The 21,285-nt window shown below is 73.7% G+C and carries 24 protein-coding genes and 1 pseudogene; 17 read left to right on the forward strand and 8 right to left on the reverse strand.

Annotation, left to right across the window (positions count from 1 at the left end):
- Window positions 1–24: 24 nt before the first annotated feature.
- The 3 genes from AB0C59_RS03315 to AB0C59_RS03325 all read left to right on the forward strand — a co-directional run bounded on the left by AB0C59_RS03315 (window position 25) and on the right by AB0C59_RS03325 (window position 1,861).
- On the forward strand, window positions 25–555 hold the full coding sequence (locus AB0C59_RS03315; protein WP_363000476.1) for a hypothetical protein: 531 nt from the start codon (window positions 25–27) through the stop codon (window positions 553–555).
- Between the two features lie 86 nt (window positions 556–641).
- A complete protein-coding gene (locus AB0C59_RS03320; RefSeq protein WP_363000478.1) occupies window positions 642–1,205 on the forward strand; it encodes a DUF308 domain-containing protein in 564 nt (187 codons plus the stop codon).
- Between the two features lie 110 nt (window positions 1,206–1,315).
- Window positions 1,316–1,861, forward strand: coding sequence for an SHOCT domain-containing protein (locus tag AB0C59_RS03325; RefSeq protein WP_363000480.1), 546 nt, complete (start codon window positions 1,316–1,318; stop codon window positions 1,859–1,861).
- Window positions 1,862–1,900: 39 nt separating this feature from the next.
- Here the strand turns inward: AB0C59_RS03325 and AB0C59_RS03330 are convergent, their stop codons facing one another.
- The gene (locus AB0C59_RS03330) at window positions 1,901–2,887 is read right to left on the reverse strand and encodes a Ku protein (protein ID WP_363000482.1); all 987 of its coding nucleotides are present in this window, start codon (window positions 2,885–2,887) and stop codon (window positions 1,901–1,903) included.
- 231 nt (window positions 2,888–3,118) lie between these two features.
- On the opposite strand from AB0C59_RS03330, the gene AB0C59_RS03335 reads away from it, so the two are divergent.
- Window positions 3,119–3,520 (forward strand): SseB family protein, encoded by a 402-nt coding sequence (locus AB0C59_RS03335; RefSeq protein ID WP_363000484.1) that lies wholly within the window; start codon window positions 3,119–3,121, stop codon window positions 3,518–3,520.
- A 57-nt stretch (window positions 3,521–3,577) separates the two neighbouring features.
- Here the strand turns inward: AB0C59_RS03335 and AB0C59_RS03340 are convergent, their stop codons facing one another.
- Window positions 3,578–3,982 carry a MarR family transcriptional regulator gene (locus AB0C59_RS03340; protein WP_363000486.1) on the reverse strand — a complete coding sequence of 135 codons (405 nt, stop codon included), beginning with the start codon at window positions 3,980–3,982 and terminating at the stop codon, window positions 3,578–3,580.
- Between the two features lie 71 nt (window positions 3,983–4,053).
- On the reverse strand, window positions 4,054–4,410 hold the full coding sequence (locus AB0C59_RS03345) for a VOC family protein (protein WP_363000488.1): 357 nt from the start codon (window positions 4,408–4,410) through the stop codon (window positions 4,054–4,056).
- A gap of 329 nt (window positions 4,411–4,739) precedes the next feature.
- Here AB0C59_RS03345 and crcB (AB0C59_RS03350) point away from each other — a divergent pair, with 329 nt between their 5' ends.
- From crcB (AB0C59_RS03350) to AB0C59_RS03395, 10 genes are all read left to right on the forward strand, one after another.
- Window positions 4,740–5,216 carry a fluoride efflux transporter CrcB gene (crcB, locus tag AB0C59_RS03350; protein ID WP_363000490.1) on the forward strand — a complete coding sequence of 159 codons (477 nt, stop codon included), beginning with the start codon at window positions 4,740–4,742 and terminating at the stop codon, window positions 5,214–5,216.
- 82 nt (window positions 5,217–5,298) lie between these two features.
- Window positions 5,299–5,679, forward strand: a complete 381-nt coding sequence (locus AB0C59_RS03355; RefSeq protein ID WP_363000492.1) for a DUF190 domain-containing protein — start codon at window positions 5,299–5,301, stop codon at window positions 5,677–5,679.
- A complete protein-coding gene (gene crcB / locus AB0C59_RS03360) occupies window positions 5,676–6,050 on the forward strand; it encodes a fluoride efflux transporter CrcB (protein WP_363000494.1) in 375 nt (124 codons plus the stop codon). The genes AB0C59_RS03355 and crcB (AB0C59_RS03360) overlap by 4 nt, the downstream gene beginning before the upstream one ends.
- A gap of 87 nt (window positions 6,051–6,137) precedes the next feature.
- Window positions 6,138–6,971: an undecaprenyl-diphosphate phosphatase gene (locus AB0C59_RS03365; RefSeq protein ID WP_363000496.1), complete on the forward strand. Its 834-nt coding sequence runs from the start codon at window positions 6,138–6,140 to the stop codon at window positions 6,969–6,971.
- 133 nt (window positions 6,972–7,104) lie between these two features.
- Window positions 7,105–7,845, forward strand: coding sequence for a FadR/GntR family transcriptional regulator (locus AB0C59_RS03370; RefSeq protein WP_363000498.1), 741 nt, complete (start codon window positions 7,105–7,107; stop codon window positions 7,843–7,845).
- The gene (locus AB0C59_RS03375; RefSeq protein WP_363000500.1) at window positions 7,842–8,882 is read left to right on the forward strand and encodes an asparaginase; all 1,041 of its coding nucleotides are present in this window, start codon (window positions 7,842–7,844) and stop codon (window positions 8,880–8,882) included. Before AB0C59_RS03370 ends, AB0C59_RS03375 begins: the two co-directional genes overlap by 4 nt.
- Window positions 8,883–9,003: 121 nt before the next feature.
- Window positions 9,004–10,416 carry an aspartate ammonia-lyase gene (aspA, locus tag AB0C59_RS03380; protein WP_363000502.1) on the forward strand — a complete coding sequence of 471 codons (1,413 nt, stop codon included), beginning with the start codon at window positions 9,004–9,006 and terminating at the stop codon, window positions 10,414–10,416.
- 110 nt (window positions 10,417–10,526) lie between these two features.
- Window positions 10,527–11,450, forward strand: coding sequence for a glutaminase (locus AB0C59_RS03385; RefSeq protein WP_363000625.1), 924 nt, complete (start codon window positions 10,527–10,529; stop codon window positions 11,448–11,450).
- 151 nt (window positions 11,451–11,601) lie between these two features.
- The gene (gene mptB, locus AB0C59_RS03390; RefSeq protein WP_363000504.1) at window positions 11,602–12,990 is read left to right on the forward strand and encodes a polyprenol phosphomannose-dependent alpha 1,6 mannosyltransferase MptB; all 1,389 of its coding nucleotides are present in this window, start codon (window positions 11,602–11,604) and stop codon (window positions 12,988–12,990) included.
- Window positions 12,987–14,360, forward strand: coding sequence for a glycosyltransferase 87 family protein (locus AB0C59_RS03395; RefSeq protein WP_363000506.1), 1,374 nt, complete (start codon window positions 12,987–12,989; stop codon window positions 14,358–14,360). The genes mptB and AB0C59_RS03395 overlap by 4 nt, the downstream gene beginning before the upstream one ends.
- Here AB0C59_RS03395 and AB0C59_RS03400 read toward each other — a convergent pair.
- Window positions 14,282–15,337 (reverse strand): annotated as a pseudogene (locus AB0C59_RS03400) (serine hydrolase); the annotation flags it as partial. The gene AB0C59_RS03395 and the pseudogene AB0C59_RS03400 overlap by 79 nt on opposite strands.
- 122 nt (window positions 15,338–15,459) lie before the next feature.
- Between AB0C59_RS03400 and AB0C59_RS03405 the strand changes: the two are divergent.
- Window positions 15,460–16,206: a methyltransferase domain-containing protein gene (locus AB0C59_RS03405; RefSeq protein ID WP_363000508.1), complete on the forward strand. Its 747-nt coding sequence runs from the start codon at window positions 15,460–15,462 to the stop codon at window positions 16,204–16,206.
- Window positions 16,207–16,227: 21 nt separating this feature from the next.
- Here the strand turns inward: AB0C59_RS03405 and AB0C59_RS03410 are convergent, their stop codons facing one another.
- From AB0C59_RS03410 to AB0C59_RS03420, 3 genes are all read right to left on the reverse strand, one after another.
- Window positions 16,228–16,695 (reverse strand): hypothetical protein, encoded by a 468-nt coding sequence (locus AB0C59_RS03410; protein ID WP_363000510.1) that lies wholly within the window; start codon window positions 16,693–16,695, stop codon window positions 16,228–16,230.
- 151 nt (window positions 16,696–16,846) lie between these two features.
- Entirely contained in the window at window positions 16,847–17,812 is a 966-nt protein-coding gene (locus AB0C59_RS03415; RefSeq protein ID WP_363000512.1) for an acetylxylan esterase, read from the reverse strand.
- 98 nt (window positions 17,813–17,910) lie between these two features.
- Window positions 17,911–18,495: a hypothetical protein gene (locus AB0C59_RS03420; protein WP_363000514.1), complete on the reverse strand. Its 585-nt coding sequence runs from the start codon at window positions 18,493–18,495 to the stop codon at window positions 17,911–17,913.
- 391 nt (window positions 18,496–18,886) lie between these two features.
- Between AB0C59_RS03420 and AB0C59_RS03425 the strand changes: the two genes are divergently transcribed.
- Window positions 18,887–19,603 carry a GNAT family N-acetyltransferase gene (locus AB0C59_RS03425; RefSeq protein ID WP_363000516.1) on the forward strand — a complete coding sequence of 239 codons (717 nt, stop codon included), beginning with the start codon at window positions 18,887–18,889 and terminating at the stop codon, window positions 19,601–19,603.
- A 34-nt stretch (window positions 19,604–19,637) separates the two neighbouring features.
- Here AB0C59_RS03425 and AB0C59_RS03430 read toward each other — a convergent pair whose 3' ends face one another.
- Window positions 19,638–20,132 (reverse strand): MarR family winged helix-turn-helix transcriptional regulator, encoded by a 495-nt coding sequence (locus tag AB0C59_RS03430; protein WP_363000627.1) that lies wholly within the window; start codon window positions 20,130–20,132, stop codon window positions 19,638–19,640.
- Between the two features lie 339 nt (window positions 20,133–20,471).
- On the opposite strand from AB0C59_RS03430, the gene AB0C59_RS03435 reads away from it, so the two are divergent.
- The gene (locus AB0C59_RS03435; RefSeq protein ID WP_363000518.1) at window positions 20,472–21,272 is read left to right on the forward strand and encodes a putative protein N(5)-glutamine methyltransferase; all 801 of its coding nucleotides are present in this window, start codon (window positions 20,472–20,474) and stop codon (window positions 21,270–21,272) included.
- Window positions 21,273–21,285: the final 13 nt, after the last annotated feature.

The raw sequence follows: 21,285 nt of genomic DNA on the forward strand, positions 1-21,285 counted from the left end.
CGGGACGTGTGAGGAGAGGCCGCGATGTCCGAGGCGGAAGGCGCGCAGCGCGAGGTGAGGCACAAGGAGACCAAGGCCGAGCGCCGGGCCCGCACCGACTACACCGGCGGTGTCTACGGGTCGCTGCTCGCGGGCTCCGTGGTGGTGGGCGCCGGAGCGACCGGGCCCGTCTCGCGCCTCGAACTGGTGCTGCTGCTGATCAGCACCGGCCTGGTGTTCTGGATCGCGCACGTGCACGCGCAGCTGTTCGGCGCCCGGTTGGCGCAGCAGTCGCTGAACTGGCGGGCCGTGCTGCACGTCTGCCGCGACGAGTGGCCCATCGTCAAGGCCGCGGTGCCGCCCGCCGTGGCCGTGGCCGTCAGCCCGCTGTTCGGGCTGGACGCGCGCGGTGGGGCGTGGCTGGCGCTCTCGGTCGCCGTGGCCGGGCAGATGGGGTGGTCCGCGGCCGCGGCGCGGCGGGCCGACGCGGCGTGGTGGCTGGTGGGGGTGAGCGCGGCGGTGAACCTGGTGCTGGGCCTGCTGATCATCGTGTGCAAGATCCTCCTCGAACACTGACGAGGCAGCTCACCCCGGGCGGGTGAGGTGGCGCCGGGGCACGGAGGCCATGGTGGGGTGGTACAGGGGCGTGGAGGGGAGCAGCCATGAGCGTTCCACGTGGTTCCGTACGCGTCACAGGCTTCGCCGCGTCGTGGACCTGGGTGCTCGGCGCGGCGCTCGCGGCGCTGGTGCCGGGTGTCCTCGTGCTGGTCTGGCCGCACGAGACCCTGCATGTCCTCGCCGTTCTCATCGGGCTGTACCTGCTCGTGACCGGAGGCCTCCGCCTCGTGGCCGCCTTCGCCCGCGAGGAGCGTGACGAGCGGCTGCCCCGGCTGATCGTCGCGGTGGTGCTCGTCCTGGCCGGCGTGCTGTGTCTGCGCCACCCCCTGCAGACCATCGCCGTGCTCTCGCTGGTCGTCGGGCTGGTGTGGCTCGTGTCCGGGATGCTCGGCGCCTACACGGCCCTCGCCGACCGGGACCTCGCGCACCGCGGACTCGTCCTCGGCGCGGCCGTGCTCGCCGTCGTCGCCGGGATCGTCGTCCTGGCCCTGCCCGCTCCGTCCGCCGTCGTGCTGACCCGGCTGCTGGGGCTGTGGCTCGTGCTGCTCGGGCTCGCGGAACTGACGGTCGCCCTGGCGCTGCGGGCCGGGCAGCGCGGGGCCCGGTGACAGGGCGCCCGGCGCTCACCCCCGCCGGGTGAGGACACGCCGGGCTCGCGGCGCGCACGCTGAGGACGGCACCGGCCGCCTCGGGCCTGTGCCGGGAACGGAGGAGTGACATGGTCGCGCAGACATACCTCGCGTACGACTATCCACTGCTGAGCGCCTTCTGGACGATCCTGTGGTTCTTCGTGCTGGTCATGTGGTTCGTCCTGCTGTTCCGCGTGGTGTTCGACATCTTCCGCGACGACTCCATGGGCGGCTGGGCCAAGACGGGCTGGCTGTTCTTCGTGCTCGTGCTGCCGTTCCTCGGCGTGTTCGTGTACGTCGTCGCCCGCGGCCGGGGCATGGGCCGCCGCGAGACGGCGCAGGCGCGGGCGCGGCAGGAGGCCTTCGACTCCTACGTCCGCGAGACGGCGGGCGCCCCGAGCGGCACCGACCAGCTCGCGAGGCTCTCCGAGATGCGCTCCCACGGCGACATCACGGACGAGGAGTTCCGCCGGGCGAAGGAGATGGTGCTCTCCAGTCATGGGTCCTCCTGGTCCACCGCGACGCCGGCCGCACCCCCGGCCGCCTCCGGGGCGTCGGCGGCGTCCGCGACCGCACCCGGGCCGGAGGCGGCCGCGGACCGTCCGTCGCACATCCACCACGCCTCGCGCCGCTGACGGAGCGTCCGCCGGGCTGTCGGTCCGCCGGTTCGCCGGTCACGCGCTGCGTGGCCGGCGGGCCGCCTTCTTCGCCGTGCTCCTGGCGGCCGGACTCTTCGCCGTACGTTTCGCCGCCTTCTTCGCGGGCTCCTCAGCGGACGTGCCCGCCGCGGGCTTCCCGGTCTTCTCCCCGGCCTTCCCGGCCGCCCGGGCGGCTCCCTTCCCCGGCAGCTCGTGCACCTCGGCCCCGGCGGTCTCCCCACGGGAGGCCTTCGCCTCGGCCACCGAGGCCTGGAGCGCGGCCATGAGATCCAGGACCTTGCCCGGTTCGGCCGCAGGCTCCGGCGCTCCGGGCGGTGCCTGCCCCTCGCGCTTGGCCTCGATCACCTGCTCCAGCGCAGCCGTGTAGCGGTCGACGTAGTCGGGGCCCTCCAGGTCGTCCCGCGTCATACGGTCGATCAGATGTTCGGCTTCAGTGATCTCCTCGTCGGAGAGGCGCACCTCGCCAGGAGCCAGTTCGCCCGGATCCCTGATCTCGTCCGGCCAGCGCATCGCGTGCAGGACGAGGGCCTCGCCCCGCACCCGCAGCAGGCCGAGCCGTTCCCGTCCGTGCCAGGCGAACTTCGCCACCGCGGCCTTCGACGTCCGCGCCAGCGCCTTGCGCAGCAGAACGTACGGCTTGGCCGCGATTGCACCCGAGGCCTGGAGGTAGTAGCCCTCGCCCATACGGATCGGGTCGATCGATCCCGCCGGCACGAAACCGGCGATCTCGATGGCCCTCGCCGTCGGCAGCGGCAGCTCGCGCAACTCCTCGTCGAGCACCGGGACGACCTCGTCCCGGGCGATCTCGTACCCCTTGCCGATCTCCTCCGCCGTCACCTCGCGGTCCTCGACCGCGCAGTACTTGCGCACCCGCACCCGGCCCATGTCCTCAAGGTGGTACTGGTGGAAGCGGACACTGTGGTCCTCGGTCGCGGGGACCACGTCCACCGGGATCGTGACCAGGCCGAAGCTGATCGCTCCCGACCAGACGCTGCGGGGCATCGCGGACCTCCGTGACAGGGGGGGGCACCAGCCTACGAACGGCGCCCGCGCCCGGCATGCCGAGAAGGTCCGCACGGGCCGGGCCGGCGGCCCGACGGCCGGTGCGGGCGGCCGCGGATTCGGTCCCTGATGGCACGCATGGCCGGGACGCGGGTGGGGTACGCGTCCGTAGTTCGCCCGGAACCGTGAGTTCCGGGCGGCCTCCACACGCCACTACCTGGGGAATCTGCCATGAACACGCCCGAGAAGGACCATCGACCGACCGCGGCCCAGTCGGCGCTCGACACCCTCGCGGTCGACACCTCGGACCCGGCCGCGCTGGACACCCTGGCCGGGTCCGACGTACTCGTCCCCGTGCCGGACGACGTCGCCGAGGACGACACGACCAACCCCTACGCGGTGGCCCTGCCGGTGCTGGAGCAGCCGGACGGGGAGCAGACGGTGCCCGTGTTCACGTCGGAGACGGAGATGGCGGACCTGCTGCCGTCCGTCTCCCGCTACCGGCTGGTGCCGCTCGGCGCGCTCGCCTCGCAGTGGCCCACCGAGGACCTGAGCCTGACCATAGACGCGGCCTCGCCGCACGGTCTGACGCTCGACTCCAAGGGAGTGCGCACGCTGCTGGCGCGGTCGTGAGGCCGTCGTGACCGCCCGGACCGGGCGAGCCGCCGGGGAGGGGCCGCGCCGGGCGCGTCAGCGCGTCGGCGCGCCTTCGGCCAGCATCCGTGCGAGGACGTCCCGCTGGAGCGGCCGCACCTCGCCGTGCAGGGCGCGGCCCTTGTCGGTCAGGGCGACATAGACCCCGCGCCGGTCCTCGGCGCACACCGAGCGCAGCACCAGGCCGTCCTTCTCCAGGCGCCCGATCAGCCGGGACAGGGCGCTCTGGCTCAGATGGACGCGCCCCGCGATGTTCTGCACCCGGCAGTGGTCGCCGTGCGCGGGGGTCTCGGCGGCGAGGACGTCCAGCACCTCGAAGTCGCTGGCGCCCAGGCCGTACGGGTGCAGCACCCGGTCGATCTCGCACATCGTGCGCGCGTGCACCGACAGGATGTCCCGCCACCGCTCCTCGAGCCCGGCACCCGCCGTCTTCGCTGCCATACCCGCACGGTAACAGAGGAACGGCCTTTTGTTTACCGTGCAAATAGTGCACCCGCAACGATCCGGCCCCGCTACGCGGTCGGCTCCGGGTCCTGGGTCAGGCCCACCAGGTTGCCGTCCGGATCCTTCACCGAGGCGATCAGCTTGCCGCCGCCCACGTCCGTCACGTCCTGGAGGAGTTCGGCACCGGCGCCCAGCAGGGCCGAGAGACGGGCGCGGATGTCGGCCACGCTCCAGTAGGGCACCGGCCCGGTCATGCCCCTGGCGTGCCCGTTGGGGTCGAGGCCGACGTCCTGCCCCGCGTCCTTGAAGCCGACGTAGTAGGGCTCGTCCGCGTAGGGCTCGACCTCCAGCAGCGCACCGAAGACCTCCTTCGCCCGGGCGAGGTCCTTCACGGGGTAGATGATCGTCTTGAGGCCCTCGGTCATGGTGACTCCTTGGTCGATCGTGCGGCTCGGACCGCCCTGTCGGACCGGCGCGTCCCGCCGGTGGCTTCACGCTAAGGCGGGGGGCGCCGCGGTGGCTTCTCGAATCCTGACCGGTCCGGTGGGCCGGTGGGCGAGGGCCGCCGTCCCGCGCCCGCGTGTGCGCGGGCGCGGCGGGCGGCGTTAGTCTGTTCCCCGTCCGCGATCATGCCTCGCGGCGCGGTGGTGGGGCCCGCCGTACCCGAACCGCGGCAGCGTCGCCGCCAACGGTCCCTACTTGCGATCGAGCGTGCCCGTTCGACAGGGCCCCGGCGAGTAGGAGAAGTACGTCCATGACAGTGCCGCACCCCAAGAGTGCCGAACCAGGCGGGACGACCGCGCCCGAGCCCGTCCGCCGTCCCTCGCCCTGGCGGGGACAGGGCGACGTCGTGGCCGTCGTCGCCCTCGGCGGCGCGATCGGAGCCGCCGCACGCTACGGCGCCACGCTCCTGTGGCCCGCGCCGTCCGCGGGCTTCCCCTGGGCCGTCTTCTGGATCAACGTCATGGGCTGCGCCGTGATCGGCGTGCTCATGGTCGTGATCACCGAGCTGCGGGCCGTGCACCGGCTGGTGCGCCCCTTCTTCGGCACCGGGGTGCTCGGCGGCTTCACCACCTTCTCCACCTACACCGTCGACATCCAGCGGCTGGCCGACGCGGGGCACCCCCGTACGGCGCTCGTCTACCTGCTGGCGACCCTGCCGGCCGCGCTCGCCGCCGTATGGCTCGCGATGGTGGCCACCCGCCCTGCCCTGGCGTGGCGCCAGCGGTGACCGGCGACAGTGAGGAGGCGACGGTGCCGAACGGCACGACGCCCGGCGACCCGACCACGGCCGACACCCCTCGGAGGCGGCGATGACACGACTGACCGGCAAGGCCCTGAGACTGACCGTCCTCGTCGGCGAGAACGACCACCGGCACGGCAGGCCCGTCTACTCCGAGATCGTGCACCGCGCGCACGCCGCCGGTCTCGCGGGGGCGAGCGTGTTCCGGGGGATCGAGGGCTTCGGCGCCTCCTCCCTCATCCACACCACCCGGCTGCTGTCGCTGAGCGAGGACCTCCCGGTGGCCGTCGTCGTCGTGGACGCCGAGGAACGCGTCCGCGCCTTCCTGGCGGACATCGAGGACCTCGTCACGGAGGGCCTGGTGACGCTGGAGAACTGCGAGGTGATCCGGTACGTGGGCCGGGGCGGGAGCACGCCGGGCCCCGACGGGAAGGGTGAGAATCGGTCGTGAACTGGCTGTTCGTCATCGTCGGCGCCGCTGTCGGCGCGCCCCTGCGCTATCTCACCGACCGCGCGGTGCAGACGCGGCACGACACGGTCTTCCCCTGGGGTACCTTCGTGGTCAACGTGAGCGGTTCGTTCGTCCTGGGCCTGCTCACCGCCGCGGCGTCGGCCGGCCACGCCTCCCCGCACCTGCAACTGCTCATCGGTACGGGCCTGTGCGGGGCACTGACCACCTACTCCACCTTCGCCTATGAGACCCTGCGGCTGACCGAGACCGGGGCGGGGTTCTACGCCGCCGCCAACGTCGTCGCGAGCGTGGTGGCGGGCCTCGGGGCCGCCTTCGCCGGGGTCTCGCTCGCCGGAGCGCTCTGGCCGTAGCGGACCGCCGCGACCCGGCGTGGCGAAAACCATCGCGCAACGCTACCGTCTACAGCACTGTCGACCAACTCTCCAGAACTGGATCCCATGAGCGTCATCAACGTCGGTCAGGCCGCCGTCCTCGGAGTCGTCGAGGGAGTGACCGAATTCCTTCCCGTGTCCTCGACCGGCCACCTCAAGATCGTCGAGGGGTTGATGAACATCCCCGTCGACGACCAGGCCGTCGTCGGCTTCTCGGCCGTCATCCAGGTCGGCGCGATCGCGGCCGTGCTCCTGTACTTCTTCAAGGACATCGTGCGGATCGTCACCGCCTGGGGTCGCGGCCTGGTCGATCGTGAGGCGCGGTACAGCCACGACTACAAGTTCGCCTGGTGGGTGATCGCCGCGACGATCCCGATCGTGGTGGTGGGCCTGGCCGCCAAGCCGCTCATCGACGGCCCGCTCGCCTCGCTGTGGGTGGTCGCGGCCTCGCTGATCGTCGGCAGCGGAGTGATGTGGTGCGCCGACCAGATGGGCCGCCACAAGCGCGGCGAGGACGACACCTCGTTCAAGGACGCGATGCTGGTGGGCAGCTCGCAGATCCTGGCGCTGCTCTTCCCCGGCTTCTCGCGCTCCGGCGCCACCATGTCCACCGCGCTCATCCTGGACCTCGACCGGGTCGCCGCCACCCGCCTGTCGTTCTTCCTCGGCATCCCGGCCCTCACCGGCGCCGGCATCTACGAGCTGAAGGACGCCCTCGGGGCCGGAGTGGGCGCGGCGCCGCTGGCCGTCGGCACGATCGTCTCCTTCGTCGTCGCCTACGCCTCGATCGCCTGGCTGCTGAAGTTCGTCGCCAAGCACTCCTTCAACGCCTTCGTGATCTACCGGATCGTCGTCGGCGTCCTGCTCCTGGGCCTGCTGTCGACCGGCGCGCTCAGCTGACCGCACACGCCGCCCGTGCCCGCCTCGCGCGGGGCGCGACCAGGGGTGCGAGGCCCGACCCGGGGCCTCGCACCCCTGCGGCTTTCGTCACCCCGGCTTGACATCCCCGCTCCGTCGCACGCACGATCGAGCCGTGAACCTGTCAGACAGCCAGACAGGTGGCCGGGCACCGCGGCGCGTCAGCGCCATGGAAGCGGTGCTGACCCACCTGCGCGGCGCCATCGAGCGCGGCGACTACGCCATCGGCGACAAGCTCCCCTCCGAGGCCGAGCTCTGCCGGACCCTGGAGGTCAGCCGCCCGGTGCTGCGCGAGGCGCTCCGGGCCCTGCAGACCATGGGGCTGACCGTCTCCCGCACCGGCAGGGGCACCTTCGTCGTCGCCGGCACCGTGGAGGACCCCACCTTCGGCGACTACGCCGCCAGCGACCTGCTGGAGGTGCGCCGCCATGTGGAGATCCCGGTCGCCGGGTACGCCGCGCTGCGCCGCTCCCCGGAGAACCTCGACCACCTGGCCCACCTCCTGGACCGGATGGAACGGGAGACGGACACCACCGCGTGGGTCGCGATGGACACGCTCTTCCATCTGGCCGTGGCCGAGGCCGCGCGCAACCCGGTGTTCCGCCGGGTGATCGAGGAGATCCGCGACGCGCTGGCCCGGCAGTCCGCCTTCCTCAACGAGCTGGGCGGCCGCCGCGAGCAGTCCGACCTGGAGCACCGGGCGATCCTCGAGGCGCTGACCGACGGCAGCGAGCACGACGCCGTCCAGGCCATGACGCACCATCTGGACCGGGTCGAGACGACCCTCACCGACATCGTGCGGGCCGGCCACGCGGACGGCCCCACGGCAGAACACGGCACGAAGGCGAACGCATGAACCCCACGACGACGGCCCCCGCGTCCCCGGCCGAGGCGCCCCCGATCAGGGAGCCCCGGCACGTACCGGTCGCGCACCTCGTGCGCGGCGGGGTCGTCGAGGGCGTCCACTACGGCTCGGTCGTCGTGCTCGGAGCCGACGGCGCGGTGGACTTCCGGCTCGGCGACATCGAGGCCGCCTTCTACCCGCGCTCGGCGCTCAAGCCCCTCCAGGCCGTCGCGATGCTCAGGGCCGGACTCCCGCTCGACGGGGACCTGCTGTCGCTGGCCGCCGCGAGCCACTCCGGCGAGGAGCGGCACCTCGCCGGCACCCGGCGCGTCCTGCGGGCCGCCGGGCTCACCGAGGACGACCTGCGCAACGTCCCCGACCTGCCGTACGGCCCGCACACGCGTGACACCTGGATACGCGAGGGCCGCCCGCCGTCCCGGCTCGCCCAGAACTGCTCCGGCAAGCACGCGGCGATGCTCTACACCTGCGTGCTCAACGACTGGCCGCTCGCGGGCCACCTCGACGCGGACCACCCGCTCCAGGGCCTGATCGCGCGGACCGTCGAGGAGTTCACCGGCCAGCGCGTCGCCCGGGTCACCGTCGACGGCTGCGGTGCGCCCCTGTTCTCCGTGTCGCTGCGCGGGCTGGCCCGTGCCATGGCCCGGATGACCACCGCCCCGGCGGGCACCCCCGAGGCGCGGGTGGCCGACGCGATGCGCGAGCACGCCGAGATGGCCTCCGGCGCGGGACGCGACGTCGCCGCGCTGATGAGCGCCGTGCCCGGACTGCTCGCCAAGGACGGGTTCGAGGGAGTGCAGGTCGCCGCGCTGCCGGACGGGCGTGCCATCGCCGTGAAGATCTCCGACGGGGCGAACCGGGCCCGCGTCCCGGTCGCCGCCGCCGCCCTCGCCCGCGCCGGCGTCGACCCGGCCGCGCTGAGCGCCTTCGCGGGCGAGCCGCTCCTCGGCGGCGGCCTGCCGGTCGGCAGCGTCCGCCCGGTCGCGGAACTCGACGTCACCGGCGGCTCCCGACCCGGCACGGACAGCTGACCGGACAGGTCGCGACCGACCGCACGCCACCGAGGGCCGCGCCCCCGCAGGGCCGCCGGACCGAACCGGCGGCCGCGCCCCGCACGTGCCCACCCAACTCCGGAAGAGGATCCGCACAGCCATGACCGCCGCAGCCCACCGCAGCGAACACGACCTGCTCGGCCACCGCGACGTGCCCGCCGAGGCCTACTGGGGCATCCACACCCTGCGCGCCCGCGAGAACTTCCCCATCACGGGGATGCCGATCGCCGCCTACCCGCACCTCATCGAGGCCCTCGCCGCGGTCAAGGAGGCCGCCGCGCTCGCCAACGAGGAACTCGGCCTGCTGGAGCACGGCAAGGCGGCAGCCATCGTGGCGGCCTGCCGCGAGGTACGCGGCGGCAAGCTGCACGACCAGTTCGTGGTCGACGTCATCCAGGGCGGCGCCGGCACCTCCACGAACATGAACGCCAACGAGGTCGTCGCCAACCGGGCGCTGGAACTGCTCGGCCACGCCAAGGGCGACTACCGGCGGCTGCACCCCAACGAGGACGTCAACCTCGGCCAGTCCACCAACGACGTCTACCCGACGGCGGTCAAGATCGCGACGGTGTTCGCGGTGCGCGGTCTGCTGAAGGCGATGGCCGTGCTCCAGGACGCCTTCGCCGAGAAGGCGGTCGAGTTCCGCTCGATCCTGAAGATGGGCCGCACCCAGCTCCAGGACGCCGTCCCGATGACACTGGGGCAGGAGTTCTCCGCGTTCGCGGTCATGCTGGACGAGGACCGCAGCCGCCTGTCCGAGGCCGCCGAGCTGATCCACGAGATCAACCTCGGTGCCACCGCCATCGGCACCGGCCTCAACGCCCCCGCCGGCTACGCCGAGTCGGTGCGCCGCCACCTCTGCGCGATCACCGGTCTGCCGCTGGTGACGGCCGCCAACCTGGTCGAAGCCACCCAGGACTGCGGGGCGTTCGTGCAGATGTCGGGCGTGCTCAAGCGGATCGCCGTCAAGCTGTCCAAGAGCTGCAACGACCTCAGGCTGCTGTCCTCCGGCCCGCGCGCGGGCCTGGGCGAGATCAACCTGCCGCCCGTGCAGGCCGGTTCGAGCATCATGCCGGGCAAGGTCAACCCGGTGATCCCCGAGGTGGTCAACCAGGTCGCCTTCGAGGTGATCGGCAACGACGTCACCATCACCATGGCCGCCGAGGCGGGCCAGCTCCAGCTCAACGCCTTCGAGCCGGTCATCCTGCACTCCCTGTCCGAGAGCATCACCCATCTGGAACGCGCGTGCCTGACCCTCGCGCAGCGGTGCGTGGTCGGGATCACGGCCAACGAGGAGCGGCTGCGCGCCGCCGTGGAGAACTCCATCGGCCTGGTCACCGCGCTCAACCCCCACATCGGCTACGAGGCGGCCACGGGCATCGCCAAGGAAGCCCTCGAAACCGGCCGAGGGGTCGCGGAACTCGTCCTGGAGAAGGGGCTGCTGCCCGCCGAGCGGCTGGCGGCCCTGCTGCGCCCCGAGGTGCTCGCGGGCAGCGGCCCGCGAGCGGTGTGAACCGGGCCCCGCACGCCATGGCCCCGGACGACATGTCCTCGTACGACCTGCCCCGCCACGACCCGACCTCGGGTGAGCGGCCGGAACCGGCGGGCGGCACGATGGGGGGCATGGCCTCCTCGCTCACCTTCCAGCCCGTACTGGAGCGCATCGCGGAAGACATGGAGCGGCGGCCCGGACGCGGCCGGCCCGCCGACTACATTCCCGCCCTCGCCGCCCTCGACCCGCGCCGCTTCGGCATGGCCGTCGCCGAGCTCGACGGCACGGTGTACGGGGTGGGGGAGTGGCGGCAGCCGTTCTCCGCCCAGTCCCTCACCAAGGTCTTCACCCTCGCCCTCGACCTGGCCCGCGAGGGCGACGAACTGTGGGAGCACGTGGGCCGGGAGCCCTCCGGCAACCCGTTCAACTCGCTGGTCCAGCTGGAGTACGAGAGCGGCATCCCCCGCAACCCCTTCATCAACGCGGGCGCCCTCGTCGTCACCGACCGGCTGCACACCCGCACCGGGGACGCGGCCACCACCCTGCTCGACTTCCTGCGCGCCGAGAGCGGCAACCCGGACCTCACCTTCGACCAGGACGTGGCGGCGTCCGAGTCCGCGCACGGCGACCGCAACGCCGCCCTCGGCCACTTCATGGCGTCCTACGGCAACATCGACAACCCGGTACCGGAGCTGCTGGACCAGTACTTCCGGCAGTGCTCCATCGAGGCGAGCTGCGCGGACCTCGCCCTGGCCACCGGCTTCCTGGCCCGGCACGGGGTCCGCGCCGACGGCTCCCGCCTGCTGACCCGCAGCCAGGCCAAGCAGATCAACGCCGTCATGCTCACCTGCGGCACCTACGACGCGGCCGGCGACTTCGCGCACCGGGTCGGCCTGCCGGGCAAGAGCGGTGTCGGCGGAGGCATCGTCGCGGTGGTCCCCGGGCGCTGCACCCTGTGCGTGTGGAGCCCCGGCCTGGACGAACGCGGGAACTCGGTCGCGGGGGTCGCCGCGCTCGACCTGTTCACCACCCTCACGGGGCTGTCGGTCTTCTGAGCGACCGCCCGGTGCCGACCGGCAGGACGCCGGGACCGGGGCCGGGCGCCGCGGCCTCCGCGCACACGCCGGACATGTGCAGTCCGCCGGGGCGAGGGAAGGACGTCGACCACCGGCCACCCGGCGTTGACACGCTCGGCGGGTGCTGGCCATGGCCCTTCCCGTCGATCTCCGCCGCTGCCAGGCTCTCGGCCTGGCCGGTACCGCCTTCCTCGCACTGGGCGGTGAGACCGCCGGGGCCCTGCCGGTCGCGGATCTGGTGTCCCCCGAGTCCGGGCGTGCCGCCCTCGGACTCGTCGGGGTCTACTTCGGGGTCGTCCTCCTCATCGCCGCGTGGGCGCTGCTCGGCAGGCTGCTGCGCGACCCCGAGCCGCCGCCCCCCAGCGACCTGCTGATCGTCCTCGCCGTCTGGGCCGCGCCGCTGCTGCTCGCCCCACCGCTGTTCAGCCGGGACGTCTACAGCTATCTCGCGCAGGGCGCCATGGTCGACGCACACATCGACGTGTACGCGCACGGGCCCGCCCAACTCGGCGGGCCGCTCGCCGACCAGGTCGCCCCGGTGTGGCGGGACACCGCGGCCCCCTACGGCCCGGTGTTCCTCATGGTCGCCTCCGCGCTCTCCCGCCTCACCCACGGGCAGCTGCCGGCCGGGCTCATCGGCATGCGGCTGGTGGCGCTGGCCGGCGTGGCCCTGATGGCGGCGGCGCTGCCACGGCTCGCCCGGCAGTGCGGCGCCGACCCGGCCGCCGCGCTGTGGCTGGGCGCCCTGAACCCGCTGGTGCTGCTGCACCTGGTCGCGGGCGCCCACAACGACGCCATCATGCTGGGGCTGCTCGGCGTCGGACTGCTCGCCGCGCGCGGCCGGCTGCACCTCCTGGGTGCCGTCCTGGTCACTCTCGCCGCCCTCGTCAAAGCCCCGGCCGCGCTCGGCCTGCTGGCGGTCGTCGCGCTGCGACGACAGGTCGGCCTGGCCCGTGCGACGGCGACCACCCTCGGGGCCGCGCTGGCCACCACGGCCCTGGCCACGGCTGTCGCGGGCACCGGCTACGGCTGGATCGCCGCCCTGAAGACCCCCGTGTCGGCGCACAACTGGTCGCCCACCAGCGTGCTCGGCCGTGTCACCGGCCGCCTCCTGCACGATGTCGGCAGCGGTCTGGCCCCGCTCGCCCTGCCCGTCTGGCACGCGGCCGGACTTCTTGCGACCATGCTGGCCGTGTCATTCATATGGATCAAGCTGCGACCCGCCCCCGTCTACGCGCTGGGCCTGAGCCTCGCCACGGTCGCCGTGCTCGGCCCGGCCATCCGGCCCTGGTACGCGCTGTGGGGGCTGTTCCTCATCGCCGCCGCGGCGCCGAGCACCTCGGTGCGCCACCGGGTGGCCGCCGCCACCGCGGTCCTCGCGCTCGGCGTGCTGCCGGGCGGCGGGGCGCCCGACCTCGCCCAGGTGGTCCTGGCCGTCTCGGGCGGAGCGCTCGCCGTGGTGGTGCTGTGGCAGGCGCACCAGTCGGTGCGGGAGCCCGCGCTGGGGCGGGCCGTATGAGACTGCCGACCACCGACAAGGGCAAGCTCCGGCTGGTCCTGTGCCTCGTCACCGCCGTGACCGTCTTCACCGCCACCGTGCCCCTGCTGCGCGGCTGGTTCGACGTCCGCGTCTACCACGGCGCCATCGACGACTGGATGAACCACGGCGGCCACCTCTACGACTACCAAAGACCCGGGACGCCGTACGGCTTCACCTATCCGCCGTTCGCCGCCCTGAGCATGCTGCCGATGGCGTTCGTCGGCGAGAACACGGCCATCGTGGGGGCGCTGGTCCTCAACCTCGCCGCCCTGTCCGTCGTGCTGTGGATCCTGTTCGGACCGCGGCTGCGCCGCCACGGCTGGTTCGGCTGGGCTCTGGCCGTCTGCGCCCTGGCCCTGTTCGAACCCCTGCGCGACACCTTCAGCTTCGGGCAGGTCAACCTGCTGCTGCTCGCCCTCGTGCTCACCGACGCCTGGCTGCTGAGCACCGGCCGGGACCGCCGCGCCGGAGTCGGCATCGGACTGGCGGCGGCCATCAAGCTGACGCCCGCGGTGTTCATCGCGCTGCTGCTGCTCGCCCGCAGGTGGCGGGCCGCCGCCCTCGCGACCGCCGTCGCCGCGGCCGCCACCCTGCTCGCCCACTGGGCGGTGCCCGGCCCGTCCCACTACTACTGGACCCAGGCCGTCTGGGACACCACCCGGGTGGGGCGGCTGGACTACGTCTCCAACCAGTCGCTGCAGGGCGTCATCGCCCGGCTCGCGGCACCGGGCGAACCCGACCGGACGGCCTGGGAACTGGCCGTCCTCGCCGTCCTCGCGGTGTGGGGACTGCGCGCGCGCCGCGCCCTGCGCGCGGGCGACTGGCTGAGCGCCTTCGCCCTGACCGGGCTCACCTCCTGCCTGATCAGCCCGATCACCTGGGTGCACCATCTCGTCTGGCTGCTGCCCTCGTTCGCCGTGCTCGTGCGGGAGCGGCGGCTGCGGGTGGCGGGCGCCCTGTACGCGGTGATGTGCACCAGCGTGGTGTGGCTGTGGTTCGACGACGCCTCCGGGATCGGCGGGTTCCTCGGCAGCAACACCTATGTGTGGGTCACCCTCGGCCTGCTGTGCGGCCTGCCCGCCGGTCAGTCCCGCGCCGACCGCCTGCGCCTGCCCCAGAGCCGGTGGCCCACCGCGGCCAGCACGCCCACCCCGGCGCCGACCGAGGCCGCCAGCACCCCCGGTGAGAGCCGGCCGACGGTGCCCGCGGCCCGTACCGGTGTCACCCTGGGCGGTGCGGTGGGACGGGAACGCGCCGCGAGCGGCTGCACGGGCGAGAGCGACCCCACCGGCTTGACCCGCCCGACGGCGCCGAACCCCCAGTCGAGCAGCGAGCGCGCCTCCTCGTAGACCGCGTGGCTGCGGCCCGAGCGGGGGTTCATCACCGTCACCAGCAGCGTGCGCCCGCCCCTGCGGGCCGCGGCCACCAGGGTGTTGCCCGCATGGGTGGTGTAGCCGTTCTTGATGCCGATGAGCCCGGGGTAGGGCTGGACGCCGTCCCTCCCGGTCAGCAGCCGGTTGGTGTTCGCGATCTCGTACGTCGACCCGCCGTCCCCGGGAAAGCTGGACTCGACGGTGCCGCAGTAGCGGGTGAAGTCCGCGTTCCCCAGTCCGGTGCGCCCGAACACCGCGAGGTCGTAGGCGGACGACACCTGGCCGTCCGCGTCGTAGCCGTCCGGCGAGACGACATGCGTGTCCAGCGCACCCAGCGCACGGGCCTTGGCCTGCATCTGGCGGACCGTCGCCGGTACGCCGCCGTTCAGCGCGGCCAGCACGTGCACCGCGTCGTTGCCCGAGTGCAGGAACACCCCGCGCCACAGGTCGCTCACCCGGTACGCGTCGCCCGCGCGGACCCCGACGAGGCTGCTGCCCTCGCCGATGCCCTCCAGATCGTGGGCGCTGACCGTGTGCACGGCGTCGCGGGGCACGGCCGGCAGCACGGTGAGGGCGAACAGCGTCTTGAGGGTGCTCGCGGGCGGCAGCCGGCGGTGCGCGTCGTGCGCGGCCAGCACGTCGCCGGAGTCGGCGTCGGCGACCAGCCAGGACAGCGCCGACACGTCCGGGAGCGCGGGGGCCCCCGAACCCGGCCGCGTCAACGTGCCGGGCCCGTACAGGAGCGAGGGCTGGGAGGGCGCGGGGCGTGAGACGCCGGAGCCGGCTCCGGCGCCCGTGTCGGCGGCGGCCGGGAAGGGCGCGAGGACCGACAGGCAGGACACGCCGAGAACACAAGCGGAGGCGACCGTGCGGGAGGTGACGGTGCGCAGGGCGTGGGCACGGGAGACGGGGAAGCGGGAGGCTTCCGTGCGGGGTGAGGATCCGATGCTCATACCCACCACCGTGGAACGGCCCGCGCCCGCGTGCCCGGCCGGGCTGCGCCGAGTGGGGGGCGGGTGCACCCGGATGTCGGATGCCGCACTCCCCGTGGGTGGATTCTCCTAGACTCGGCCCGATGTTCTCCCCGCACGGTCCCACCCTTCGCGAGCTGGCCGTTCAGGCGCTGTCCTCGGTCGAGCGCGGATACGACCTGCTCGCACCCAAGTTCGACCACACTCCCTTCCGTACGCCCGACACCGTCCTGGACGCCGTCGAGGAGGCGCTCCAGGCGATGGGGCCCTTCGAGGACGGGCTCGACCTGTGCTGCGGCACGGGCGCGGGGGTGGAGGTGCTGCGCCCGGTCTGCCGCCGGAGCGCCACCGGCGTCGACTTCAGCGCCGGGATGCTCGCCGTCGCGCGGCGGCGGGTGCCCCGGGCCGGCGCGCCGCGCGTCGGCTGGGTGCGCGCCGACGCCCGCGCCCTGCCCTTCGGCCCGGCCTTCGACCTCGTGGTGAGCTTCGGCGCCTTCGGGCACTTCCTGCCCGGTGAGCTGCCGGACCTGTTCGCGCGGGTCCACCGTGTACTGCGGCCGGGCGGCCGGTTCGTGTTCCCGGTCGGGGCGCCGCCGGCCTGGACCTCACCCTGGTACTGGGCGCTGCTCGGCTTCGACGCGGCGATGCGGGTGCGCAACGCCGTACGGCGACCGCCGTTCGTCATGTACTACCGGACGTTCCCGCTCCCCGCCGTCCTGGGCGAGCTGAGGCGCGCGGGATTCACGGTGGAGCACCGGGCGCTGCCCGCCCTGGGCCACCGGGGCGACGGCGCTCCGCGCTGCCGGCTGGTCGTGGCCACCCGGCCGGCCGACGCGCCGGCCGGGGCCTGACCGGGCCTCGCGGGGCCGCCGTCACATCGTGCGCGGCGTACCCCACCGGGTGTCGTCGGTGGCGCGGGCCTGCGAGTCGCCCTCCGGACGGGCCACGCACAGCGCCCAGACGACGAACGCCGACAGCGCCATCATCACGACCGACCAGAACGGGTAGTACGGCAGGGACAGGAAGCTCGCGATGATGATGAACCCGGCGATGGCCACACCGCCGACGCGCGCCCAGGTGGCGGCCCGCGACATCAGTCCCATGCCGATGACCACGGCCACCGCCCCGAGGACCAGGTGGACCCAGCCCCAGCCGGTGAGGTCGAACCGGAACACGTAGTTCGGTGTGGTGACCGCGACGTCGTTCGCCGCGATCCCCATGATGCCCCGGAAGATGTCCAGCACTCCGACGACCATCAGCATGACCGAGGCGAACATCATCAGGCCCTGGGCCCACAGCTGCTTCGTCGACCGTGTCGGTGTGGTGTGCATCGAGGTCATCGTCCCGCCTCGTTTCGTCTCGTCCGGTGTGCTCGCGGGCGCGGAGCGCGGCACCGGGGCGGATGCTCCCGGCTGCGTACCGCTCTCCACCGTCCTCAGCGTGCGCGCGACGAGGACCGGGCCGCATCACCCGGCCCGGGTGACCCGCGCGTCACAGCCGGGCCGACAGCCAGCGCAGTTTGACCGCCTCCTGCTGGAAGCCGCCGCCCTCGTGGTCGTTGAAGTCGTACACCTCGATGGTCCTGTCGTCGCCGCCCCACGCGTTGAACGCGGCGAACACCGTGGAGGGCGGGCACGTCTGGTCCTCCAGCGCCGTCGAGAACAGCGCGGGAGCCCCGCCCCGGGCCGCGAAGTGCACGCCGTCGAAGTACGACAGCGTCCGCATCGCCTGCTCGGTACGGCCCCGGAACGTCCTGAGGTAGTTGCCTATCTCCCGGTACGGCTCCCGGTCGGTGACCGTCGTGGCGCGCGGGAAGTCGCACAGGAACGGCACGTCCGGCGCCACCGCCGCCAGGTCCTTCGTCAGCCCGCCGACGGCCAGGGCGATGCCGCCGCCCTGGCTGGCGCCGATCACGGCGGTGCGGGAGGCGTCCGTCAGCGGATGCGCCCGGGCCGCCTCGACGGCCCGCACCCCGTCCGTGAACACCCGGCGGTAGTAGTACGTCTCGGGGTCCCCGATACCGCGTGTCATGACCCCGGGGCCGGCCGGTTCGCTCCCCACCGGGTCCGGGGTGTCGCCCCCGCCCCATTCGCTGCCCTGCCCGCGGGTGTCCATCACGAGGTGCGCGAAGCCCGCCGACGCCCACAGCAGGTACATGTGCGGGAGTCCGCGTCCACCGCCGTAGCCGAGGAACTCCACGACGGTCGGCAGCGGTTCGTCCGCATCCGCGGGCAGCGTCAGCCAGCCTTTGACCGGGTGGCCGCCGAACCCCGCGAACGTCACGTCGTACACCCGGACCGTCCTCAGCCCCGTGTCGACCGGCTCGAACCGGGCGTCCAGGTCGTGCTCGCGTGTCTCCTGGAGCGTCTTGGACCAGAACGCGTCGAAGTCCGCGGGTTCGGTGGACGCACTGCGGTACGCGCGCAGTTGGTCGAGGGGCAGATCGAACAGGGCCATGGGGGAGTGCCTTTGACGTCAGGGGGCGGGAAGGGTCACCCGGCGGATACCCCCGGCGCGGCGGTCGAGACGTCCGGCCCGGTCCCCGGCGGGATCCCTCACGCCGTCCGCCGCCCCCACTCCGGCCCCGTGCGGGCCCACTCGGCCTCCCACTCCGCCATGCGGTGGCGCTGGGCGACGCGGCGTACGACGGCACGGGTCACCAGGACGGTCCCGGCCATCCCGGCCGCGGCCCACACGCCCGTCGTCGCCGCGTGCTGCCACACCACCGTGTCGGTCGCCGGCGGGTCGACGCCGCGGTCGCCGGCGTCCAGCCACACGTCGGTGACGTCCCCGCTGCGCAGACCCGCCGGAACCCGCGCGACCGCGGTCCGGGTGCCCTTGCCCGGTTCGGTCCAGCGGACCTTCACGTCGTACAGGGGCTGCCTCCGGCTCTGCATCGAGGGGCCGCCGTTCGGCGCGTCCTCGACGAGCACGGCGGCCACCTCATGGCGCTGGGCGCGCTCGGTCACCTGCGCCGTGCGCGCGCTCCCGTAGGACCACCAGCCCGCCACCGCACCGGCCAGCGGAGCCCCGGCGCACAGCAGTACGGCGACGACGAGGGCCGTCCACGCCTCGATGACATCCGACCTGCGGCGCAGCGGATTGCACCGCCAGCGCCAGCCGCGCACCCGAGTTCGCATCTCGACCTCCTCGCCCCCGCATCCCGCCCGCGCAGGGGGCCGGCCGCACAAGGCGGCGGGCCGTCGGAGCCGATCTCGCCCCGTCCTACGGCGGTGGCCCCGGCATGTCCCGCACCCGGGACCGACATGGCACGGCATTTTTGTGCCAATTGCCCATTGTCCCCTCGGGCGGGGTTCCCGGCCATCCGACGTCGGAGCACCGCGCCGCGGCCGGGCGCGAGAGCCGGGAATAGCCGTGGCGCGGTGATCCTTGCACCTTCGAGGACGGCGATGGGATCGGCGACGGCGAAGGAGAGCGCGGCGTGAGGCAGGACATTCCCCGGACGCACGGGTGCGGGCACGGAAGCCGAGGCGGCCGGGTCCGCGCCGCGACCCCGGCCGGGGTCGCCGCATGAGCCGCGCGGACCACGTTCTCGACAACCCCGCCCTCGCCTCGCTGAGCGGCCCGCACGCCCACTTCGCGGAGCGCCGGGGCCGCGTGATGCGCTACCCCCTGGACGTGTCGCCCTGGGTGGGCATGCCCGACGATCCGAGCGCGCGGGACTGGGCCGACCTCGCGGCCCTCGCGGGCCCGGGCGCCGAGGCACCGCTCCCGGCCTTCCACGGGGAACTCCCGGACGGCTGGGAGACCACCTTCGACGTCGACGGCGTCCAACTCGTGGACGACGGGGTCGAGGCCGTGCCCGACCCCGAGGCCGTGGTGCTCACCGCGGCCGACGTGCCGCAGATGACGGACCTGGTGGCACGCACCCGGCCGGGCCCGTTCCTGCCGCGCACCGTCGACATGGGCACCTACCTGGGCATCCGCAGGGACGGCGCGCTGGTGGCCATGGCCGGTGAGCGGCTGCGCCCGCCGGGCTGGACCGAGCTCAGCGCGGTGTGCGTCGACGCGAAGTTCCGGGGGCAGGGGCTGGCCACCCGGCTGATCCTGGCCCTGGCGCACGAGGTCCGCCTCCGCGGCGAGACGCCGTTCCTGCACGCCGCCGCGGACAACGCCAACGCCATCCGCCTGTACGAGGCGCTCGGCTTCCGGCTGCGGCGCGACACGCGGTTCCTCGGAGCGAGGGTCCCGGAGCACGCGGCGGCCAGGGAGCCGGCACCGCTGTGACGGCGGTCGCGGGCCGGGGCGGCCGGTCCGGCCGTCAGTCGGTGAAGGGGCGTGCGGGGGGTGCCGTGGCCGTCGCCGCGTTGTACCGGAGCAGATAGGCCGCGAAGCGTTCCAGGTCGTCCTCCGCCCAGCCCAGCAGGCGTTCGCGGAACGCCTCGCGACGGCTCTCGGTCACCTGGGCCAGGATCCGGGTGCCCGCCGAGGTCAGGGCCAGCACCTGCACCCGGTGGTCCTCGGGGGCGAGCCGCCGTTCGATCAGCCCGGCCCGCTCCAGTGCGGCCACCTGGCGGCTGACCGTGGACTTGTCCAGGGCGTAGTGGGCGGCCAGGTCGGTGGCCCGGCAGCCGCCGCTCTCCTCCAGGTGCCCGAGCAGGGTGTAGGAGACGAGCGACAGCTCCGGATGCATGCGGCCGGCCGAGGCCCTGGCGCGGCGCGCGAACGCCGTCAGCTCGCGGTGGATCGTCTCGACGGCCGACTCGGCCGACTCGGCCGCCCGCGCCCCGGCGGCGGCGACGCACTCCGCCGGCACGGCGGCACCGACACGCTCCGCGACGGGCGTCTCGCCGGACCTCTGGGCTGTCTCCACGGATCCTCCTCGACCTCTGGTTGCAGAGTACAACTCGAAGGGGGAGTCGTACGACCCCAAGGCCGGGGCGGCGGTGCGCCGTCGACGCCGTACGCCCTTGCTCACGCCCTGCTACTGTGACCGTCGGCCGCGGATCGTCCCGGCCGACCGCGACCGAGGAGGTGGGACCCATCACCGCTGTGTCAGCCCGGGTGCTCTCACCTCGCGACGGCGCGGATCCCCGCTGCCGGGCGGAATGACCGCGAGGGTGCCCTTCGGTCCACCGGAAGGCTTCACCTCTCCATGCCACCACTCCCGCTCCCCCCTGTCGTCTCCACGCTCCGCGCCGCGGGCTGCGTCTTCGCCGAGGACGAGGCGGAGTTGATCCTCTCCACCGCCCGCACACCCGACGAGGCCCGGGCCATGGTCGCCCGGCGCGCGGCCGGTCTGCCCCTCGAACAGGTCCTGGGCTGGGCCGAGTTCCGCGGACTGCGGCTCGCGGTCGAACCCGGGGTGTTCGTGCCCCGGCGCCGCACGGAGTTCCTGGTCGAGCAGGCCGCGCGTCTCGGCGCCGCCGCGACGCTGGTCGTGGACCTGTGCTGCGGCTCGGGCGCCGTCGGAGCCGCCCTCGCCCACGAGCTCGGCGGCCCGGAACTGCACGCCGCCGACATCGATCCGGCCGCGGTGCGCTGCGCCCGGCGCAACGTCGCCGCCCACGGGGGCCGCGTCCACGAGGGCGACCTGTTCGCGGCCCTTCCCGACGACCTCCGCGGGCGCGTCGGCATCCTGGCGGCGAACGTCCCCTACGTCCCCACGGACGAGATCGCGCTGCTGCCCCCCGAGGCGCGCGACCACGAGCCCCGCGTCGCCCTCGACGGCGGCGGCGACGGCCTGGACGTCCTGCGCCGTGTCACCGCCGAGGCGGCGGCGTGGCTCGCGCCCGGGGGACTGCTGCTGGTGGAGACGAGCGCACGCCAGATTCCCGCGGCCAGGGCGGCCTTCACCCGCGGCGGGCTCGACGTCCGGCCGGCCGTCTCACCCGAACGGGGCGCCCATGTGCTGATCGGCACCCGGCCCCGTGGGACGCGGCTCACACCCCCGTGATTGTGCAACTAGT

It is taken from the genome of Streptomyces sp. NPDC048664 (assembly GCF_040650555.1).
GTDB lineage: Bacteria > Actinomycetota > Actinomycetes > Streptomycetales > Streptomycetaceae > Streptomyces.